The sequence below is a fragment of the Shewanella sp. OMA3-2 genome (assembly GCF_021513195.1).
Classification (GTDB): domain Bacteria; phylum Pseudomonadota; class Gammaproteobacteria; order Enterobacterales; family Shewanellaceae; genus Shewanella.
The window spans coordinates 3,996,710-4,016,588 of record NZ_CP090974.1; the positions used below are offsets into that span (position 1 = coordinate 3,996,710).

The following is a 19,879-nucleotide window of genomic DNA, read 5'->3' on the forward strand; positions in this document are numbered from 1 at the left end:
GCCCATTAACCTAAGCCATAAGAATTACTTTTACTCAAAAATACAATAAGCCACTGTAAATAAAAGAAAACAAATAAAACCCATCGTATAAAAATGCTGTTTACCCCCCTAAAATAAATACCCGTTAGTCCAATTGTTAGCCAATTGTTAACCCCGTAAGTTGGTCAAGTCAATTTGACTCTATCTAGTGAGTCATCGCCGAAATGTTTCACATAATACAAGGGAGTGGCTATGCAGATTTCAATGGAAACAACATTGTGCCTCGCTCTCCTGCTGTCCAGTTTTGCAATCACCGCGAATGCGCAAGACATTAAGTCAGATCAAGAGATAGATGTACCTATCACATTGCAAACCTTGCTCGAGAATAATGGTCGTAGCAACATGATCAATATCATCCAACAAGGCATGCTGAACCAAGCAAGTATTTTGCAAGCAGGAGAACTCAATCAAGCTTCTATCTTGCAACTAGGTGAGAGCAATCTGGCTTATATTGCTCAATATGGTGTGAACAATGAAGTAGAGCTGTTACAGGCAGGCGAGAATAATAATGCTTCGATTACCCAGACGGGAAACGATAATCGGGTGCAGTTAAATCAACTAGGAAGTGCAAATTTCTCAATTGAACAGATTGCTGATGGTGCGGCAATCACAATTACGCAATATTAAACAGGGAGCGTCATATGAAATCGCAAACAACTAAAACCTTATTAGCTTTAGCCATTGCAGCAAGTCTATCTTCAACTGCATTTGCAAGTGATACCAGCGACATTAGTATTATACAAAACGGTACGTGGCAAGATGTTAAATCAGAACAAACTGGTTCGTTAAATCTGTCAAATGTTACCCAAACTGGTAACGACCAAACTGCTGAAGTCAGTCAAGATGGCTTTTGGAATGAGTCGTACATTACATCAACCGGTGATGATAACGAGGTCACTACGACTCAATCAGTAGACTGGCATGTATCGTCAATAACATTAGAAGGTAATGATAACCTAGTTAATGTTGATCAAGTTGGCTTCTGGAACCAAAGTGATATTCAACTGACTGGCAATGACAATATGGTTGATGTTGAACAATCAGGTGACACGAACGTCAGCAATACTGAATTATTGGGTGACTCAAACAGTAATACTGTTTCTCAAGATGGCGTCGATAACTTTGCCGTATTCCGCGTGCAAGGCAACAATAATGATGGCGATATCACTCAAATTGGTGACGGTAACCAAGCAGGTTTAATTGCCTTAGATTTAACCCCTAATGTGGGTAACAATAACGATGTGACTACTTACCAAGAAGGTAATTCAAACTTAGCGGCCGCTCGTGGTGTTGCGGGTGATGATAACTCTATTGATATCGACCAAGTTGGCAATTCAAACGTTGGTTTTATCTATTCATTAGTAGGATCAGATAACGACATCGATATTGAACAAGAAGGTGATAACAACGTTGCGGTTCTTGAATTCACTGCCGGTGATGACAACGATGTTGAAATTGACCAGGAAGGACAATTAAATACCGTTGGTGATACCTTTATTGCAGTGATTCAAGGCACTGATAATAATATCGATATTAAGCAAGAAGGTGATTCAAACTTAGCTGAATTTGAAGTGATAGGTGATGATAATCATCTTGATCTTGACCAGGAAGGCGACAGTAATTATGCAGCCTTTGGTGCTTACGGTGAAGATAACCACTTTGATCTTTCATCAGATGGCAATGACAATATTATTCAAGCATTTTCAGTCGGTGACGACAACGATATCGAAATAGACCAAGAAGGCGATATGAACTTTGGTTTTGTTGAAACAATCGGTGCTGATAATGAAGTTGATGTTGAACAAGATGGCAATGAAAATGAAGCATTTGTTTCTGTTATGGGTGATCTGAATACCCAAATTGATGTCACACAATCAGGTGATCTCAACCTAGTTGATTTACTGGTCATGGGTGATGAAAACTTAGTTGATATTATGCAGTCTGGTGATGGTAACTGGGTAGGTGGCGAGTTAGGTGGGGCTTACACTATAGCAGGTGATAACAATAGCTTTACTGTGACACAAACAGGGAATGATAATCTAGTGACAGGTTCACAAACTGGCTTTGATAACACGATTAACGTTTCACAAACAGGTGATTTCAACAGCGCCTCAGTAATTCAAAACTAAACTGGCCTGTAAATATTAATTTGTAATGAGTAACATTTACACAAAAAAGGGAGCAATATTATTGCTCCCTTTTTTATCGCCACTAAAATCAACTGCATCAACTGCATCAACTCACTGTATTGACATCCAACCAAGTAAACTAACATCATCAAATGCACCAGCTGCAAATACCAACTCAACAACCCCTAGCTTACCAACTCAAAATGGGTTTGATAAGTTTGCGCCCAACGTAATAATTCAACTCTATTTCGGGATTGTGTTTTACGAAAAACAGAAGAGATATGCGCTTTTACAGTATGTTCACTAATGCATAAGCGATGGGCAATTTCCTTATTCCTAGCACCACTAGAAACAAGCTGAATAATCGTTCTTTCACGGTTAGTCAGCATTTGTAACATAGCAACGGTATCAGCTGGAATGTCGTTGTTATTATCAAGCTTTTGAACTAAGCGTCTGAAAATTTTACTGATCAAAGGTCTGTCATACCACAGTTCGTCAGATACCATTTTGCGTAAGCCAGTTAACATCAAATCCATTCGTTGATCTGAGTATAACAATCCACGTACACCGAGTAATAAGGCAGACTCTTGATCTAATGAACCGCGTTCTACTTGATATAAGGCAACGGGGACATGATTAACGATGCGCGATACCAATAAAGGAATACCTTTGCTATCAAGGGCTGCGCCTTTTTGAGCGACAAGGTAAAAACTATTGGACTTTTTCTCAAGCTCTAATTCAGCTGCATTTTTAACAATGCGTGTCTTTAAGCCTATTGATTCAGCAAGAATGGCTAAATGGCAAGGTGCGGATAATTGGTGTAAAAAAACCAATTCATATGTATTGGAACTCATTACTCTTCTCCCTGAAAAGTTTTATTTTGTTCAAGTGCTCCTAAATATTAGGTTTTACCCACATCATCAATAAGCGAAATTGCTTAATACTTGAACATCATCCTGAATTTTATTCTATACCTAAATCTTACCTTGAAGCCAGATACAATTGCTTATAAATGTTTAGAAAAAAGGTAAATAGATAAACTGAGTAACAAGGATAGTAGAAAATCACTAGAACAAAGAGAAAGTTTATCAACCAAAAGTATTAATAATCATTTTGGTTGATAAATCATAAGCTTTTTGACTAAGACTTAATAACTAGACCTAGGGTTTGAATTTGTCGATTATGAAGCCGAGTGCAAAATAATAATCCACAACAACCACCAATTAATGCTAGAAACATGTCCGATTGTGTGTCCCATACATAACCTTGAGTGCCTAAAAAGGCTTCTGCATTTTCACCTGTTGCAACAGCAACCCACCATTCAATCAATTCGTAAAACGCAGAGAAGGCTAATACGAAACACACAGACAAGAATTGACACCAGGCACCCAGCTGTAACGCCCCATTACGCAACATGATTTCTCTAGCCACAATAACCGGCACAAAACCTTGGGCAAAATGGCCGACTTTGTCATAATTATTGCGCTCGCTACCCATCACTTCAGCTAACCAATCAAACAAGGGTACTTCGGCATAGGTAAATCTCGCGCCAACCATTAACACTATGCAATGAAATAAAATTAGCCAGTAGGCTAAAGGGGTTAATGGGAAGCGCTTTCGCGTAAAAAATAACAAAGGTAACGCAATCAAAGCAGGGATCGCTTCTAACCACCAAGTGAACATATCTTTGGGATCACTCACAGACCAAAGTAGCACCGCGACATAAATTACCATCCATATAACTTTATTCTGCAATGTAAAATCCTCTCATTTGATATTGTTCTAAAATTAGAATATTAACTTTAGCCATCTAGCCCTCCACAACCCGCCAAAAAAGTGCTACTTTGACTAGGCGCTGGAAGTCGCACATTATTCCCGAAGTAGAACAGACCTTATTGGCCGTTTCTAAGGTTGATAACTTGACGTCACTTGGGAGCAGATATCAATCATAAACTAATTGATATTATAAGCATAAGTACTAATTTAACTAGGTACTAAATCAGCAATTATACATTAGAGGGTACCCATATCATGGCGAAACATTCGCTTGACAAGGATAAGATCAAAATCCTGCTGTTGGAGGGCGTCCACCAAAGTGCGGTAGATGTACTAGAAAGAGCAGGCTATACCAACATTGAATATCACAAAGCCTCGCTAGGCGAAAGTGAATTATTGGAATCCATCAAGGATGCTCATTTTGTTGGTTTACGCTCGCGCACTCAATTAACTGCTGAAGTACTTAGCCATGCAGAGAAGCTGGTTGCCATTGGCTGTTTTTGTATTGGAACCAACCAAGTTGATCTTGCTGCTGCAGAAAAACTCGGTGTGCCCGTTTTCAACGCGCCATTTTCCAACACCCGCAGTGTGGCAGAATTAGTCATTGGTGAAATCATCATGCTAATGCGCGGCATTCCACAGCGTAATGCTCAATGCCATCGTGGCGGCTGGTTAAAAAGTGCCAACGGTAGTGTTGAAGTGAGAGGAAAAACCTTAGGTGTGATTGGTTACGGCCATATTGGCACTCAGCTGGGTATTTTAGCTGAAACCTTAGGTATGCGAGTTATTTTCTTTGATATCGAAGATAAGTTACCCCTTGGTAACGCGTCTCAAGTTCACAGCCTAGAAAAACTGCTCGCCACAGCAGATGTTATAAGCTTACATGTTCCTGAAACCCCGCAAACCAAAGATATGTTTGCTGAAAAAGAATTCAGCCAAATGCGCAAAGGCAGTTTCTTCATCAATGCCTCTCGCGGCACAGTGGTTGATATCGATGCACTTGCAGAGGCCGTTAAGTCTGAGCACATTGCGGGCGCAGCTATTGATGTGTTCCTGGTTGAGCCGAAATCAAATGACGATGAATTTGTTAGCCCACTTCGCGGCCTAGACAATGTGATACTGACACCGCATATTGGTGGCAGTACTGCTGAAGCGCAAGAAAACATCGGTATTGAAGTCGCAGGTAAACTGGCTAAATACTCAGATAATGGTTCAACGGTATCTGCGGTTAACTTCCCAGAAGTATCGCTAGCACAACACGCTGGCGCATCACGCTTACTGCATATTCACCATAACCGTCCGGGTGTGTTGATCAAAATTAACCAAGCATTTTCGGCTAAAGGCATCAACATTGCGGCCCAGTATCTGCAAACTACCGCTGAAATTGGTTACGTGGTAATGGAAGTGGATTCTGATCAAGCTGAAGAAGCTTTAGGTGAACTGAAACTGATTGAAGGCACTATTCGTACTCGCGTATTGTTTTAATATCGGTGGTATCAGATCACAGTAACAATAAAACGACTATCTATACTAGGGCCTGTTGATCTTTCAAGGTTGTTTTTGCAGTGAATTGTTGGACATTTGTACAAGGCAGAGACTTTGAAGTGTAGTTATTCTACATAAAAAGTCGATAACACGGTAAAAATGACCAACAAACGCTGCCCGAAGGGTTCGGCTAAAAACGTTTTACTCTTTGTTGAATGGCTCTTGCTTAGATGACTAGGCATCAATCCATTCGCCTCAATTAAAACGTTTTTAATTCGAACAAAATTCAACCTGCAAAGCTCGACAGGCCCTAACTAGATAGTCGTTTTTTATTATCTTACCTCTTTAGAGTCCCCAGCGATTGGGCTACACTGCTGGCATTATGTTGCTGTATTACAGGAAAATCCTATGAGCCTTTCAATAAGTCAACCAGATTGGGCCCCCACCCAAGACACACCTGCAATAATGCTAGCTAACCTGAATCATTTAGGCCTTATAGAAGTGACCGGAGAACAAGGTCGCATCTTTATTAATGGTCAGGTCACGACTGACATAACCTCACTTACCGCCGACCAATGGCGTTGGGGCGCACACTGTGATGCTAAAGGAAAAATGCTAGCCAGTTTCCGCACCTTTGCATTGCAAGATAGCTTATTTATGTTAATGCCCACCAGCGCATTGGCTATCGATTTACCCCAGTTAAAAAAATATTCAGTATTTAGTAAGGCTGAATTAGTTGATGCATCGGCTAACTGGCAATTAATCGGTATTGCAGGCAGCGAAGCCAACGTTTTTGTTAAGCAACATTTTGCTGAGGTTAACCCTGAAACCGCCAGCGAAGTCACTGTGATTGAAGGTGGTTTACTGCTTAAAGATGGCCAGCGTTTTATTGCCATGTTAAGCCCAGAAAAAGCCCAAGCTCTTTGTGCAAACCAAACCTTATACAGCGCTGCAGCATGGCAAGCATTAGAGATAAAATCAGGTTACCCCAATATTCCGGGCGTACATGCCAACCAATACGTACCACAAATGTGTAACGTGCAATCCATTAATGGCATCAGCTTTACCAAGGGCTGCTATATGGGACAAGAGACCATCGCCCGTATGAAGTATCGTGGTGGCAACAAACGCGCGCTGTATATTTTATCTGGCACCAGTAGCCAAACCCTAACTGAAGAAACAGCATTAGAAATCGCCCTTGAAGGCGGCTATCGTCGTGGCGGTGCTATTATTGAGTTTGTCCAGCAAGGTAACCAAGTATTACTCACGGCTGTGTTAGCCAATGACACTGAAGCAGATGCAACTTTGCGTATTGCGGGTGATGAAGAGTCTGCTTTAACGATTATACCGTTACCTTATTTGCTAGATAATTAGTCCGAAAATAGCGACTTGAGTAGAACAGTGTAACAGACACTTTTACTGATTAAGTCGCTTTTAAATTAGCGGAAGCAAACTTTACCTAGGTAGAGATTAACCTAATCTGCGGTCATTTTAACGACGTTTTTTACCTATTTAAGTCGAGGGGGATGTAGCCATATCTTCAGGCCGGTTCTGGGTTTTGGTTTTATTTATTAGACTTGATATTTACTTTCGAGTCTGAATTCAGCCAACGAAAAAACTGGCTAAATGAATAAAACAATAAACTGACAACCCACTAGCAAATAAAGTAGACATATGGCTGGCAAAATGAGAGCTTTCTTCGCTCATTTTTGATTCAGGCATTAGCTTTTCCACTTAGCGTTGACCAATTTTGAAAAGTACCCACAGAATAGAGAACTCCTATACCTAAACAAATACTTGAACTGGCCACCCAAAACGTCAAACTGTTTTCGGGAAACATCGGCATAATCACAACAAATGCGACGCCACGCACTAAGTAAATGAAAGAGATAACGGGTAACCCAAGCTTCAGCAAAGGCAGCTTAGGTATCACTTTAGCGCCAGAAAAACCATATAGCGCCCAGAGAGTTAACACTAAAACAATAATAGAAGTCACTACTGTAGGATACCAATCACCATTTTCAGCCATCCTAGCCATTTGCTCACCAGCACCAAAAAAACGATACCAGTCACCACCAAAAATGATACAACCTAAATGAGCTAAAGCTGCTACCGCGCTAGACGTTGCACCCAAAATTAAAAACTTATTCTTCCCTGAAGTCATCAAACCTCCCTTAATATCTATTAGCTTAAATGAACCTAAGTCACCGACCACTATCATATTGGGTAAATAAATTAAGCTCAATAACTCATTGTAATCAATTACCTGCCGCAGGCTTTATACAGATAATCCAGCGAGACGCCGACTCTTGATTTTAAAATCAGCACTTCCCTGTGGGCTTAACCAAAACATCCCTGTTTTGGATACTCGCTGGCTCATCTGCACCTGAAATGTCGTCTCTTCGATTTGCTTTCAAGTATTGCTATGAATAACAGCCAAAAATCTAAAGGCTTGATTACTAATGAAGCTAAATCGAAGAGATAAATCATCGGGTACATATGCATCTAAGACCTTCGAAAACAGGGATGTTTTCGCAGAGCCCCCATGGATGGGTTCACGGCGTGTCTTGGATGCATATGTACTAAAAATCGCGAATATGCATGTGATCGCGACATTCCGTTCTTCCTGAACATTCCTGTGACAGGCAATGCGTTAAATTAAGGCTTAACGTTGAAATAAGCTACTCAATACCAGTGCAGCCAAGGTCTTAAAAACGAAAAAAGCGAATGGGCTACACCACATTCGCTTTCCTTCAACATCAAATAAAAATCAATTACTTCAATTGACTGTCCAAAAATGCCGCTAACGATTTGTACAAATGATTGCGCACTTTTTCACCGCGCATAGAATGCTTAGACCCTGGGTAATCGATCATTTGAAATAACTTACCTTCATCTTGAAGCGCTTTATACACCCGAGTGCTGTTTTCAAACAACACGTTGTCATCTGCCATACCGTGGTACATCAGCAATCCAGATTGATAGTTTTTCACATAAGGTAAAACACTGCCGGCATCATAACCTTGTTTGTTAACCTCAGGATTACCCATGTATCGTTCGGTGTAATGGCTGTCATATAAACGCCAATCACTCACCGGTGCACCAGCAATGGCGGCTTTAAAGTAATCAGGCGCTTTAAATTGGCTCATCAACGCCATGTAACCACCATAACTGTGACCATAAATCGCCACATTATCGCCATCGATGAAAGGCAAACTACGCAGATAATCGACACCGGCTTTTTGATCGCGAACCTCTGCATCACCCATGTTTTGATAGATCACATATTCAAACTTTGTGCCGCGATGGGCTGAACCACGGTTATCTAATTGGAACACCGCATAACCTTGCTGCAACAAATACTGGGTAAAGTAATCAGCCTCGCTCCATGCGTTCACAACTAACTGAGCATGTGGGCCACCATAAACCCGCACCACTACAGGGTATTTTTTACTGTCATCAAACGGCACAGGTTTGAATAAGCGATATTGTAATGTTTGCCCATCATCTGCGCTTAAGTGGCCAAATTCCGGCATTGCCCACTGGCCTGCAAATGCATAAAGCGGATGCGAAGCATTCACTTGGTTTTGCTCAACCCAGGCTAATTGCTTGCCAGATTCGTTATGCAAACTGATTTGTGGTGGCTGCTGTAGACTGCTGAAGTAGTCTAGATAAACCGGTTTATTTTCAGCAAATACACTTTGATGCATACCAGATCGCTCACTAATACGCTCGATACTTTGGCTGCCTTTGGCTAAATTAACTCGGTATAAGTGACGTTCAACTACGCTGTCCTTGCGACCAGAAAAATACAGCCAGCCTTGTTGTTCATCAACATACTCAAGGCTATCAACCACCCACTCACCCTGAGTTAATTGGCGCACTAACTGGCCATTTAAATCAAATAAATAAAGATGATTAAAACCATCACGTTCTGACGCCCAAACTAATGCTGATTGCTGCTTTAAAAAGTGCAAATCATTATTTAAGTTAACCCAGGCGTTACTGCGCTCTTTAACGATGGTTTTCGTTTCAGTTGGCTTGGTTATATCCACAATGCGTAAATCTAACGCTTGTTGGTTACGGCTTTGCCATTGAAATGATAAATGTTGGCTGTCTGGTAACCATTTTACTCGCGGTAAATAAATGTCTGTTTGTTTACCTAAATCAATCCACTCAGTTTTGATATCAGCAACCGCTACTACGCCCAGTTCAATGGTCACATTTGGCTTGCCTGCATAAGGGTATCGCTGCTCAGTCAGCTTAATACCGTCGGCATAGATTTCATTGCGGGTGACTAACTCAACACCGGACTCGTCAATACGGGTAAAGGCAATGTGTGACTCATCTGGCGACCACCAATAACCTGTCATGCGATCCATTTCTTCCTGGGCCACAAACTCTGCCATGGCATTTTTAATCGGCCCTTTGCCATCTTTAGTCAGCGCAGTGATTTTGTTACTGGCTAAATGGAGTACAAATAAATTTTGCTCGCGCACAAAAGAAACGTAATTGGCTTTAGGTGACAGGCGAGCATCAGTGACAAAACCTTCACCGGTATCAAGCACACTTACGGCATTATTTTTAACATCAAAAAGATACAACTGACCAGACGCCGGTATTAAAATCGATTGACTATCATCCGCCCAAAAGTACTCCATGATCCCTTGACCATAAATACGCTGACGTTCGCGGCGGGCTTTTTCTTCATCCGATAACTCACCTGCGGATAATTTGTCTGCATCAATCAAACGACTGCGCACACCACTGCTGATATCCATTTGCCATAGGTCATAGAAGCTTTGGTTATCATCTCGACCAGCAAGGTAAGTCACCCTTTTGCCATCTGGCGATAAACTCAACCCTCGAGGGCTGGAGCCTGCTAATGCAGGTGAAGCGTGAATGCGCTCTATGGTTAATGCACTATCGCCACCTTTAAAACCGTTTAGCGGTAAAGTGGTGTTAAAAGTAGCACTGCTACCTGCTGCATTGTGAGTATGATTAACTGATGTCATTTGAGTCGCCATAAGTGAGGAGCTGGCAAATAGAAAAGGCACAGCAGAGAAAGCGGCCAAGGCTTGTAGCTTCCATGTAAGGGTCATTATTATTTTTCCTGAAGAATTTTTTACACCTGCATTTTGCCTGAATTCACCTTAAAACGAAAATGCCTCATCAAGCGCTGAAATTTACGCCGTTCTAAGGTATGATCGCCGCCAATAAGATTCAAAAAATAATGAATAATAATCATCTTCAAGAATAACCGACCTTAACCTTAAAATTTGTCATAGGAATACGCATGCAAACTTTGGCACAAACCCTTACAAAACAAAAAGTAACAGCTTCTCTTGCTGAACTAATATTGTCACTAGCCGACACATCTAAAGCCATTAGTGGCGCTGTGCGTCACGGTGCTTTAGCCGGTATATTAGGTGCAACAGAGCAAGAAAATATTCAAGGTGAAACACAAAAGAAATTAGATGTGATCACTAATGATATGCTCAAAGATGCATTAAAAGCTGAAGGCAATGTGCGCGGATTAGCCTCAGAAGAAGAAGATTATGTAGTTGAAGTGAGCAAGCAAGGTGAGTACCTAGTGTGCTTTGACCCGTTAGATGGCTCATCAAACATTGATATTAACTCACTTGTAGGCACTATTTTTTCAATATTGCCTGCCCCTACAGGCGAGTTAAACGAGCAAAGCTTTTTACAAGCAGGCCGCAAACAAGTGGCTGCCGGTTATGTGCTTTATGGCCCATCAACCATGATGGCATTAACCACGGGCCACGGAACGCAGTTTTATACCCTAAACCCTAGCAACGGTGAGTTTTTACTGACCAATGACAAGGTACAAATTACCCCAGATACCGCTGAGTTTGCGATCAATATGTCAAACCAACGTTTTTGGGAAGCGCCAATGCAAACCTATATTGCCGATTTACTATTAGGTAAAATTGGTCCACGCGAACAGTCATTTAACATGCGTTGGATTGCCGCTATGGTAGGCGATGTACATCGTGTGCTTTGTCGTGGTGGTATTTTTACTTACCCAACAGACAACAAGAACCCAGCTAAACCATTCAAGTTACGTCTAATGTACGAAGCTAACCCAATGGCATTTTTGGTTGAACAAGCAGGCGGAAAAGCATCAACAGGTTATGAAACGATTTTGGATATTCAGCCAACTGAAATTCATCAGCGTGTGGCAGTGATTTTAGGCAGCGCTAACGAAGTCGATACCTGCTTAAGTTATCACGGACTGGATTACAGCGAAGAGCCATCGATTGACTAAAACAAGCCATTAAAAAAGCCGCTCAAAGTATTATTTGAGCGGCTTTTTTATTTAATCACCTACAGAGTTATTCTTTCGCAGCGATAATCTCATCTTCATTCTGTTGATGTTTTTTCTCAGTTTGGTCAACAATGGTTAATACCGCGGTATCGCCCACGACATTACATGACGTCAGCACCATATCGATAATGCGGTCTAATGCCGCCACAATGGCAAACGCTTCCACTGGTAAACCCATTTGATGAATTAATACGCCAATCATCACCATACCGCCGCCAGGTACGCCACCAGCACCAACAGACAACAAGAACACACTGAACAATAACGCCGGTATTTGATCGTTGCTGATTGGCATGCCATAGGCATTAGCAACAAAGAAAATAGCAATAGTGATATAAATAGACACCCCGCCCATATTCATCGTTGCCCCTAACGGCACACCAAACCCTGCGACAGCTTTACTGACACCAAGCTTGTCAGTCAGGGTTCGCATTGTGACTGGAATGGTAGCATTTGATGAAGCTGTCGACAGTGAAAACAGTATTTGCTCTCGGGTTTTGACACGAAATGTTTTCGCTGAAATAGGCGTAAAGAAACTAACCGCATAGGGGTAAACCACAAAAATCCACAACAGTAACAAGCTCAAAATCAGGACTAAGTATTCTGCCACACTGACAAAAATTTCAGGCTCTAAGGTCGCTCCCAACTTAAACATCAAAGCAAATACACCGATAGGCGCAAGGCTCATTACCACCGAAATCAAACGCATCATAATCTTGTTAGCGGTTTGAAAGCCTTTTACTGCACCGTCTACCGCACTGCCCATTGACTTCATCACGCCGCCTAACAGCAACGCCATAAAGATCACCTGCAGCATATTACCTGAGGTAAAAGCAGAAAAAGGATTATTGGGTACAATACTGACAATTAAACTAACTAGATCGGGTAACTCAGTGGCGGTAATAGCAGCGGTATCACTACTGCTCATATCAACGCCTTTACCGGGTTCAATCAGCATGGCGACGATAAATGCCGCCAGAATGGCTATCACAGTATTAATGATATAAAAACCAAAGGTTTTACCCCCTAGACGGCCAAAGCTTTTTAAATCTTGTAGTTCACATACGCCACAAACAATACTGACAAATACCAATGGCACCACAAGCATCATGATCATATTAACGAACATGGTGCCAATGCCGCCGGTAATATTAACTAGCGTACCAGAGAAAAATACAACATCTGCCAGTGCAAATTGCACAATACTGCCAAAAATTACCCCAAGAAAGAGACCCGTGAAAATACGGGCTGATAATGACTTCATCATCGACTTATACATCCTTTTTATTGCCTAAATTTATTTAGGCTTGTTGTTTTAGTGCCAAGATACTGAGCCATCAAAATTCAGATTTCAATTAGTTGATCAATAAAAAAATTAATTCGCAGGTAAAAAATCGGTACACTAAATGTAAGACGCTAATTTTAAATACTAAAAGTATAATTAGAATAGAAGTCGAAATAAAAAACCAATTACCCAACCGAAAACAGCATAATCGATTAAAAAAGCAGATTTAAAAGTTAAAAAGATAGGTTATTTTATTCACTAATGGGAATTAATGTTAGTTCAAGCTGATGCGCTAACATATGCTGCTGTTTGATACTGATACGATGTTGTTGCAGCAAGTTTACTAATTTACGCCAATCATCTAACGCCGCCTTATTAAGATACTTTTGCTGTCGCCATTGTTTATCAAAGTCATCAGGATCATTTAATGTTAATATCAGAGGAGAAAGTTGAGCTTGTTGTGGTATCTGAAACGGTTGTGGCTGTTGTAATCGTTGAAACTGCTCAATAGCGGTTTGATTCACTACTACAGGTGCAATTAACTGACTACAACCTTGAAGTAAATGTGCGATTTGCAGTCCTGCGGGATCTAAGTCCGTAAAGGCGCTGATCTGCATCTTAGGCTGTAACTCTTGGTTTTGCGCAATCACATGCAATAAGCGCTTACAGCCGGCAGGTGAATGCGCGCCACTGCCTCGATACACAATAACCGCTTGCGATATAATACTGGCTAGCAGCGGATCAAATTTAAACTGCAACACATCATCAAAACTGTCTAAGTTTTCAACCACGATAAGATGTAATAAGTTAAATTGCAGGCAAATAGCGATTAGCTGTTCCACCGTCATTCTCAGGCTATATTGGGCCGCTAAGGATGGATAACACTGAATAGGTAGTTTCACTAAAACGTAATTGGCATCGGGGCGAATATTGGCGTACTTTTCTTTTTTACCTTTGGCAGCTAAGGTGCTTCGAGGCTGATTAAAGTTCGTATTTAACACATCAAAACCGCTGTCTAGCTGTGCCATTTCTTGCAATAAAGCATGATCTTTAGTTCCAAAGCTAAGCCACTTACTCGCTCCGTCGACTTCTCCAATATCAAATAGCTGTGAAATTTGCCGCCAATTAGAAGTGAGTTTAGTTCGAGGTAATCGTTTAGTTACCACGGTTTTTATCACATCTAATTGTGTTCTTGTCAGCTTAGCCACAAACCCCTCTCTACCATAGTGCTACCCAAAAATAGCCTTATGCCAACCATAGCTCAACATCGGTGACGATGAAGTTACCGGTATAAACCGGATCCGGCTTACCGATAGGTTCCAACTCAAAGTATTGTTTATGCTCCATAGGTAAGGCTTCATAACCACCAATCACTTGATACAACCAACTTTCGCTGTCCCAGTTAAGTTGCTGCTGATCTAAATACTCTAGTGCAGACTGACGTAAACCTGAGTCAATAATGGCGCAAAAATACTCATCAACGGCGACTTTAAGCGGGTTGTCAGGAATATCAAAATCTTCCACTTCGGTCATTTCAAACGTGAAATTAGCATCACGCTGAGTCACTATACGTTCATCACGGCTAATGGCTTTAACCTGTGCCACCATCTTCATTAAATCAAGCTCATGGTGTGGATTACTGACATCCACATGCGCAGGTTTCAATATTGCTTCAGCATAGTTGAACAACACAGGTACATTATTGTGCCCAGCATGATTATCGGGCTGATAATCAGGGTGTAAATTGGTGTGTAACAGCCAACCTTTTAATAAACGAGTACGACCTCTAATTTGTCTAAAACGCCCCAGTAATTCAAATAGCCGTCCCTGCACTACGCTGAGTTCTTGGGTACAGTAACTTAAGGTATCCTGTAAGCTGGTGATCAATAAACGGCGCAGCTCGCGAATATCGCCAGCAATTTCGCCCAGTTCACTGAACTGGAACATTTCTAAACCGTTCAATAGTTCACTGACTTGGCTTTGGGCTAGTTCGTTTTCTCGAATTTTGGCGTTAATGGTGCCGACATAACCAAACTCATTGTTGATTCGCCCCCATAACACGCGGATAGAATAACGTAAGCTGTCGGTAAAACTGTAAACATGCTCACTTAAATCGGCAAGGTATGCTTCTGCGCCGCCGTGATCCACATTATGACGGGCTTCTTTATAATGATCGGCTAAGGTTTTTATGGTCGCTAATGCCGAGCCGACATTGGAGTCGATTTGACGATTGCGCTCATCACTCAAACCTTCTTCTAATAATGCCCGCACTGAACGCTTTAAACGTAATGCTTGATCTGGCTCTGGTCGCCACAATAGACCACTTTTTTTAAGCTTTTCTATCACTGCAGGGTCATGACTTGACTCATTCACTGAACCCGCTAGATAGGCGTCCATAATCACATCGGCATGCCGAGCCAGCTGCTTAAGCAGCTTTACCCCTGCTTGATGCAAGTTGTTGCTCATATTAACTCCCGCTGGGTGGCGGTTTCAGCCTGTGCCTCTAAGCTTAACCCTTCGGTTTCATCAATAAAGCGGATCACTTCATACAAGTAATCTAGCTTACCAGTGGCAATATAAATCTGTTTTTCAGCGTTTGGTTTGGTTAAATAACCCAATTCAACCAAGCGTTTAAATACCAGCTTAATTTGGCCGTCAACATTGGTACTACTCGAGCCAAATAAACGATAGTGGCTTAGCTTGGTTAATTGTTCACTAAAAGCAGGCGTATCTTCAATGCGGGCTTGTAGTTCAGTTAATCGAATTGGCGCACCTTCACTTAATGGCGCATCTTGACCACTGGCCTCTTGCACTAACACCAGCCATTCCACAAGAGGAATAAGCGCGCCGCAGATTTCTTTAAACTGGCTAGACACCACTTTGCGTTCACTTTCACCCAGCTGCAAATAACCACAAAAAAATACTTCTCCTTCACCGGCGCTGGCAATGGTGCGGTTAATTTGATTCAAATAACTTTCTACTCGCTCGCGGGTACTGCTATTTTTCAGTGCTCGCCAGCCGTCTTCATTGGTCACCCGACAAATAAACTCACCGCGTAGCAATTGTTCTATGATGGCGCCTGCGCCAACTAATACAGTGTCATGGTTATCATAAACTTCGCTAGTCATTATGCTAACTCCTCTGTTTTAGCATTGTGCTGGTTTAAACGTGCCGCTAATGGATTCGCTTTAGGCTTAACCACTTGTAATTTCTTAGTCTGTTTGTTGATAATATAACGGTTAGCAAACAGATTAAGCACTTCTGATTCAGGGTTAGGGAATGCACCTAACACACTGATATTATTGTTTTCACAGGCATCGAAAATCTTCTTCACGTTAGTGTGATGTAAGGTACCTAATTCATCAATTGGCCAATGAATGGTGACATCGGCTTTACCGCGCAATAATCGGGTAAAGGCCAGTAAGAACTTACATAAAATAAGGTAAGCCATACCGTGACTAGATGATTCATTTAACTGACGATCGGTACGAATAATCAGGTCACTGTTGCCCTCTTTTAGGCGCAACTCAATTTCTAATAACTTAGCAATACCGCCAGTTAATGCCGCGCGACCAATAATATCCAGCGCTCGGCGCATACTATTAGTGTAGTGCTCGTCAGGTAAGGTACTGAAGTTATCGGCTTTCCAGGCTTTAAAGGCTTTTACAAACACTTCAAGCTCTGGCCAAAACTCTAACTCACTAATACGTGAACGAATTCTTACCGCTGATTCTGATACGCCATCAAGGAATAACTCTTCACCAACTTCACGGGTAATACGGGCACTTTGTGAAGCGATACGGCGATCAATATCAGCTAATACATCATAATATGCGCTTAAATCGACGCCAAAAATTCGTCCTTGTTCACGAATCGCCATTAATGACTGAGGCACCATCACGTTTAATAACTGCTCAAGCTGTGGCACTAATTTACGGTAGTCGAGTAAGCGAATGCCTTTGTCATTCACAAAGCTCGATTCTTCACGGGCTCGCTCCCAAAACTCAGCCAAACTAGAGCCTGATTTGCTGGCTATCACGCTATCAAAGTGCTCGATATATTGCTTCACTGACCCCTGTAAATAGTCACGCTTAAGCAATAAGTCTTCACCCTGACGTAACCGTTCACCAATGCCGCCGCTGGCTTCTTCTTTATTCGCTGGCAGTTTTAACTCCGCCAACTTACGCATCACAGCACGCAGTTTAGTCAGGTTTTCTGATGCTTCAACCTGAGCAGCATCGGATGCTTTACGTTGGGTCTCTAAGTCGTTTCGACGGCTTTTGATCTCATTGGTTTTGTTGGTTAGCTGCAGCTCAAGCGCCAAAGCCGCTCGTTTAACATCGGCAAGCTGGGTTTGTAATTTCGGTTTTCTAGATAGCCAAGTATGTTGATACCAATCGTCATAGCGTAATACATCACTACGGCGTTGTTCTGCATGACTAATTTTGGCTTCTAATTCACGTATTTCACGTTTAAGCGCCAAAATGGCGCTTTCATCTACACCGCGGGATTTAAGCTCATTTTTATACCAGGTTTCACAGGCTTTTTGCTCTATTTTGGCATTGGCTCGACGCTGTTCAATATTGGCTTTAATCTGCCCCAATTGATTATCGATCGCCCCGACCACTTCTTGCCAATAGGCATTTTTTTCCATCCGCGCTTCAAGCGCTTGGGATTTTTGCTCTGACAACCATTCAACATGCTGGTTTTTAAGCTGTTTTAATTCATTGTCTAACTGCACTAATCGCTTACCTGACTCGGCTTTACGTAGCGTGACAGCTTGATCTATTTTTTGTTGTTCACTGCGTTTTTCATCGAATAAACGACGTAAATCTTCACGGCTATTTTTATAAGCAGTACGCGCAAAGGTTAACTCACGGTTAAGCTTATCTAACGCATCGTTCATAGCAACTAGCTGATCTTCATGCTCAGCTTGCAACTCCTGTGCACTTTTAAGCGCTTCTTCAGCCTTAGCTAAACGAATACGCAAATCTTGTTCAGATTGTGCGTAGTCAGGCACCTCAATCGCTTTTAAGTCAATATTGACCCCAAATAGCGCATCGCTGTCTTGGTTAGCTAGGCTTGGATGTAAGTCAGTGCGATGCAGCAACTCTGGTGCTATCACTTTGCCAAAAGAGTGTTCCCAACCTACCGCTTCTTTGCGCAAAAACTCTAGCAAGGTATGCGATTGCGGAAACAGCATATGGTGAATATCTTCTTTGGCTTGCTCGCGCTCATTAACACGAATGCTGGCAATACGAAGGGACTCATTAGCTTGGTCACGCTTAGCGCGCTGCTTGCGCTCTTCTGTGGTTAACCGTTCTACCTTTTGATTACAACTTTCTTGCTCTTCGTCAGCTAAGCTAATGCGCTCATCAAAAATAGCCAAACGCACTTTTTCGTCTTCTGTGTATGACACACTATCGACTTGATGTTTAAGCTCAGCGGCGGTTAACTTAAGTTGATATTCTTGTTCGCTAAACTTAGCTTTACCAGCATCGGTTTGTTCGCGCCAAAAGCCTTCAAGTTGAGTTAAATCGTCATTAGCTAGCTCGCGTTGTTTGTCACGGGTTTCACGCTGAGTATCTTGCTCTTTATGTAGCGTGTCTAATTCACTGTGTAATTGCTCGGCAATTTTTGAACGTCTACCATTAAAGGCGGCTTCAATGTCTTGATGTTTTTCAGTTTGTAATTTGTGGCGTTCATTGAGGTTTTCAACATCTTGGCGCCAGCTGGGCAAACTGTCTAAATCTGCTTTTGCTTGATCGATATCCGCATCTAAAAAACCGCCATGCTGTTCTTCAATCGCATCTAGCTCATGTTCACACTTCTGCATGTCACCTTTAGCGGCAGATATTTCCGTTTGTAACTCATCGCGGATATCTTTCCACTCTTCATCCAGCATTTTAAGCTTAAGATTTAACTCTTTTGCCAGAGTTTGATTGTCATCTTGGCGATTGGCTTCTAAGGTTTCATCATTACGGTAACCGCGAGATAAACTAGCAAGGCGCATTTCAGCGCTCAATAACTGGTTAAATTCTTGTTCAAGCTTTTCAAATTCTGGACGAATTTGCTCAAATCCCTGCACAAGCTGGCTTTCTCGTATCCAAGATTCAACTCTTTGTGGGTTTAATCGAGACGTTGGCGGATTAACGCCATCTTCTTCTAAAATGGCGGCGATCATCGATTTGACCGTTTCCATTTTACCTTCTTTGGAATGTACGGCTTTGGCCAGCTTTTCGATGTGGCGTAAAGAGTGTTCACTGTCGCATAGGGAGAATTGACGCGCGTAAGTACGCAGCTCATTACGATTAGCACCAGTATTTAGCAAACTGCGATCATTTTGGATAATCGCTCTAAATTCACGGGTATTCAATAAATTGGTGTGAGCAACATCTTGGCGTTTAACTTCACGGCCAAGCTCCGCCATTGAGTGACAAATAATGGTGTCGCCACTACGGTTTTTAACGTAATCCTCAAGCTCAAAACCTCGGGCAATAAAGCGATAATTAACCCCTTTGCCATCACCTGCAGATGCTAGTACCGCTTGATAAAGTAACCCATCATCTTTTTGATATTCATAAATAATGTAACTTGAATCGTGCGGTAAATACCAACGCTCAAAACTGTCACGTGTTGATGGCACAACACGGCTTGGATACTCACCATAAAACACCGGAACTAGACGTTGCAAGGTGGTTTTACCTGATGCGTTGGTACCACAAATATTGGTATGGCCATTTAATGCCAGCTCTACTACACCGGTAAGTGAGTATTAATGAGCACGATTCTTATCAAACTAGGCATGGGAGTCCT

The 19,879-nt window shown here is 41.9% G+C and carries 13 protein-coding genes and 1 pseudogene; 5 read left to right on the forward strand and 9 right to left on the reverse strand.

All coding sequences use genetic code 11. The features are described 5' to 3' along the window. The first annotated feature begins 231 nt into the window (after positions 1 to 231). Both L0B17_RS17610 and L0B17_RS17615 read left to right on the forward strand, forming a co-directional pair. Complete coding sequence (locus L0B17_RS17610; RefSeq protein ID WP_443019908.1) at positions 232 to 666, forward strand: curlin; 435 nt, start codon at positions 232 to 234, stop codon at positions 664 to 666. Between the two features lie 14 nt (positions 667 to 680). After that, positions 681 to 2,168 (forward strand): curlin, encoded by a 1,488-nt coding sequence (locus tag L0B17_RS17615; protein WP_235086584.1) that lies wholly within the window; start codon positions 681 to 683, stop codon positions 2,166 to 2,168. A 185-nt stretch (positions 2,169 to 2,353) separates the two neighbouring features. On the opposite strand, the gene L0B17_RS17620 is transcribed toward L0B17_RS17615, so the two are convergent. Beyond that, the gene (locus tag L0B17_RS17620) at positions 2,354 to 3,022 is read right to left on the reverse strand and encodes a helix-turn-helix transcriptional regulator (RefSeq protein ID WP_235086586.1); all 669 of its coding nucleotides are present in this window, start codon (positions 3,020 to 3,022) and stop codon (positions 2,354 to 2,356) included. A gap of 286 nt (positions 3,023 to 3,308) precedes the next feature. Further along, positions 3,309 to 3,923 (reverse strand): DUF2238 domain-containing protein, encoded by a 615-nt coding sequence (locus tag L0B17_RS17625; protein ID WP_235086588.1) that lies wholly within the window; start codon positions 3,921 to 3,923, stop codon positions 3,309 to 3,311. Between the two features lie 276 nt (positions 3,924 to 4,199). Between L0B17_RS17625 and serA the strand changes: the two genes are divergently transcribed. Further along, positions 4,200 to 5,429, forward strand: a complete 1,230-nt coding sequence (gene serA, locus L0B17_RS17630; RefSeq protein WP_235086589.1) for a phosphoglycerate dehydrogenase — start codon at positions 4,200 to 4,202, stop codon at positions 5,427 to 5,429. A gap of 408 nt (positions 5,430 to 5,837) precedes the next feature. Continuing rightward, positions 5,838 to 6,803: a tRNA-modifying protein YgfZ gene (ygfZ, locus tag L0B17_RS17640; protein ID WP_235086591.1), complete on the forward strand. Its 966-nt coding sequence runs from the start codon at positions 5,838 to 5,840 to the stop codon at positions 6,801 to 6,803. A 340-nt stretch (positions 6,804 to 7,143) separates the two neighbouring features. On the opposite strand, the gene L0B17_RS17645 is transcribed toward ygfZ, so the two are convergent. Continuing rightward, complete coding sequence (locus tag L0B17_RS17645; protein ID WP_235086592.1) at positions 7,144 to 7,593, reverse strand: hypothetical protein; 450 nt, start codon at positions 7,591 to 7,593, stop codon at positions 7,144 to 7,146. Positions 7,594 to 8,203: 610 nt separating this feature from the next. Beyond that, entirely contained in the window at positions 8,204 to 10,531 is a 2,328-nt protein-coding gene (locus L0B17_RS17650; RefSeq protein ID WP_443019909.1) for a S9 family peptidase, read from the reverse strand. A gap of 194 nt (positions 10,532 to 10,725) precedes the next feature. On the opposite strand from L0B17_RS17650, the gene L0B17_RS17655 reads away from it, so the two are divergent. Continuing rightward, positions 10,726 to 11,718, forward strand: coding sequence for a class 1 fructose-bisphosphatase (locus tag L0B17_RS17655; RefSeq protein WP_235086594.1), 993 nt, complete (start codon positions 10,726 to 10,728; stop codon positions 11,716 to 11,718). 67 nt (positions 11,719 to 11,785) lie between these two features. Here the strand turns inward: L0B17_RS17655 and L0B17_RS17660 are convergent, their stop codons facing one another. From L0B17_RS17660 to L0B17_RS17680, 5 genes and pseudogenes are all read right to left on the reverse strand, one after another. Next, entirely contained in the window at positions 11,786 to 13,045 is a 1,260-nt protein-coding gene (locus L0B17_RS17660; protein ID WP_235086596.1) for a dicarboxylate/amino acid:cation symporter, read from the reverse strand. 269 nt (positions 13,046 to 13,314) lie between these two features. Continuing rightward, on the reverse strand, positions 13,315 to 14,271 hold the full coding sequence (locus tag L0B17_RS17665; protein WP_235086597.1) for a DUF7281 domain-containing protein: 957 nt from the start codon (positions 14,269 to 14,271) through the stop codon (positions 13,315 to 13,317). A gap of 37 nt (positions 14,272 to 14,308) precedes the next feature. Then, positions 14,309 to 15,529 (reverse strand): phosphoenolpyruvate carboxylase, encoded by a 1,221-nt coding sequence (locus L0B17_RS17670; protein ID WP_235086599.1) that lies wholly within the window; start codon positions 15,527 to 15,529, stop codon positions 14,309 to 14,311. Continuing rightward, positions 15,526 to 16,191 (reverse strand): hypothetical protein, encoded by a 666-nt coding sequence (locus L0B17_RS17675; RefSeq protein WP_235086600.1) that lies wholly within the window; start codon positions 16,189 to 16,191, stop codon positions 15,526 to 15,528. The genes L0B17_RS17670 and L0B17_RS17675 overlap by 4 nt, the downstream gene beginning before the upstream one ends. Then, positions 16,191 to 19,870: pseudogene (locus L0B17_RS17680) on the reverse strand (ATP-binding protein). The gene L0B17_RS17675 and the pseudogene L0B17_RS17680 overlap by 1 nt, the downstream one beginning before the upstream one ends. Between the last annotated feature and the right edge of the window lie 9 nt (positions 19,871 to 19,879).